At 65.9% G+C, this 1684-nt stretch carries 3 protein-coding genes; all 3 read left to right on the forward strand.

Annotated features, from left to right (window positions below; all coding sequences use genetic code 11):
- A partial coding sequence (locus AC1DU6_RS30190) for a hypothetical protein (protein WP_477861731.1) occupies positions 1-239 on the forward strand: 239 nt, incomplete at its 5' end.
- A gap of 11 nt (positions 240-250) precedes the next feature.
- A complete protein-coding gene (fdxH, locus tag AC1DU6_RS30195) occupies positions 251-1165 on the forward strand; it encodes a formate dehydrogenase subunit beta (RefSeq protein ID WP_457324553.1) in 915 nt (304 codons plus the stop codon).
- Positions 1166-1177: 12 nt separating this feature from the next.
- On the forward strand, positions 1178-1684 hold a 507-nt coding region (locus AC1DU6_RS30200), incomplete at its 3' end, for a formate dehydrogenase subunit gamma (protein ID WP_477861734.1).

Below are 1684 nucleotides of genomic sequence, written 5' to 3' on the forward strand. Positions count from 1 at the left end.
GGGTCAAGGTGAGCAGCAACCGCGGCTTCATCAAGGCCGTGGCCGTTGTCACCAAGCGCATCCCTTCGCTGGACGTGGACGGCAAGCGCATCCACACCGTGGGCCTGCCCAACCACTGGGGCTTTGTCGGCGTGGCCAAGCCCGGCTATCTGGTCAACACGCTGACCCCCTTCGTGGGCGACGCGAACACGCAGACGCCGGAGTTCAAGAGCTTCACCGTGAACCTTGAGAAAGCCTGAGGGAACACGTCATGTCTTCACTTCAATCCCTCGACATTGCCAAGCGCTCGGCCACCACGACGCCATCGACCCAGGCCCGCAAGCATGTGGCCGAGGTCGCCAAGCTCATCGACGTGTCCTCCTGCATCGGCTGCAAGGCTTGTCAGGTGGCCTGCATGCAGTGGAACGACCTGCGTGACGACGTCGGCGACAACCACGGCACCTACGACAATCCACGCGACCTGACGCCGCAAAGCTGGACGGTCATGCGCTTCTCGGAAGTGGAGGTCGAGAAAGACAAGCTGGAATGGCTGATCCGCAAGGACGGCTGCATGCACTGCGAGGACCCGGGCTGCCTGAAGAGCTGCCCGGCGCCCGGCGCCATCGTCAAGTACACCAACGGCATCGTCGACTTCATCTCCGAGCACTGCATCGGCTGCGGCAACTGCGTGACGGGCTGCCCCTTCGACGTGCCGCGCATCAGCAAGGTCGACAGCAAGGCCTACAAGTGCAGCCTGTGTTCCGACCGCGTCGGCGTCGGCCTGGAGCCGGCCTGCGCCAAGGCCTGCCCGACCGGCGCCATCCGCTTCGGCACCAAGGAGGACATGCTGGACTACGGCGCCGAACGCGTCGTCGACCTGAAGGAGCGCGGCTACGCGAACGCGGGCGTGTACGACCCGCCGGGCGTGGGCGGCACCCACGTTGTCTATGTGCTGCAGCATGCCGACCAGCCCGAGCTCTACAGCGGCCTGCCCAAGGACCCGAAGATCAGCCCGCTGGTGTGGCTGTGGAAGGGGGCGGCCAAGCCGCTGGCTGTTGCGGCCATGATCGGCGCGGTCATCGCGGGCTTCTTCCACTACACGCGCGTGGGCCCCATCGAGGACCCGGACGACCCCGAAGCGGATCGCAACGTCGCCCGTGACGATGCCGACCACCCCACCGCCTGACAGGAGCGCACCATGGCAACCCGCCTTCTGCAGCGCTACAGCGCTGGCGACCGCACCAACCACTGGTTGATCGTGCTGTTCTTCCTCGGCGCCGGCCTCTCAGGCCTGGCCTTCTTCCACCCGGCCTTCTACTTCCTGACCGCGCTGTTCGGCGGCGGCACCTGGGCGCGCATCCTGCATCCCTTCATGGGAGTGGTGATGGCGCTGTGCTTCGTCGTCATGTTCATGAAGCTGTGGCGGCACAACCGCATGACTGAGGCGGACAAGGAATGGATGAGGCACAGCGGCGACATGCTGCGCGGCGACAAGAGCCACATGCCGCCCGTGGGCCGCTACAACGGGGGGCAGAAGGTGGTGTTCTGGCTCATGGCTGCCAGCCTGCTCGTGCTGGTGCTGACCGGCTTCATCTTCTGGCAGCCCTGGTTCGCCGACAGCTTCCCCATCCTGGCGCGGCGCATCGCCGTCGTGCTGCATGCGCTGTCGGCCACGGTGCTGATCCTGACCGTCATCGTGCACGTC

It is taken from the genome of Roseateles sp. P5_B10 (genome assembly GCF_056400485.1).

What these genes read in the sequence shown, in the direction of transcription:
- fdxH (WP_457324553.1), top strand. Translation starts at nt 251, where the DNA reads ATGTCTTCACTTCAATCCCTCGACATTGCCAAGCGCTCGGCCACCACG.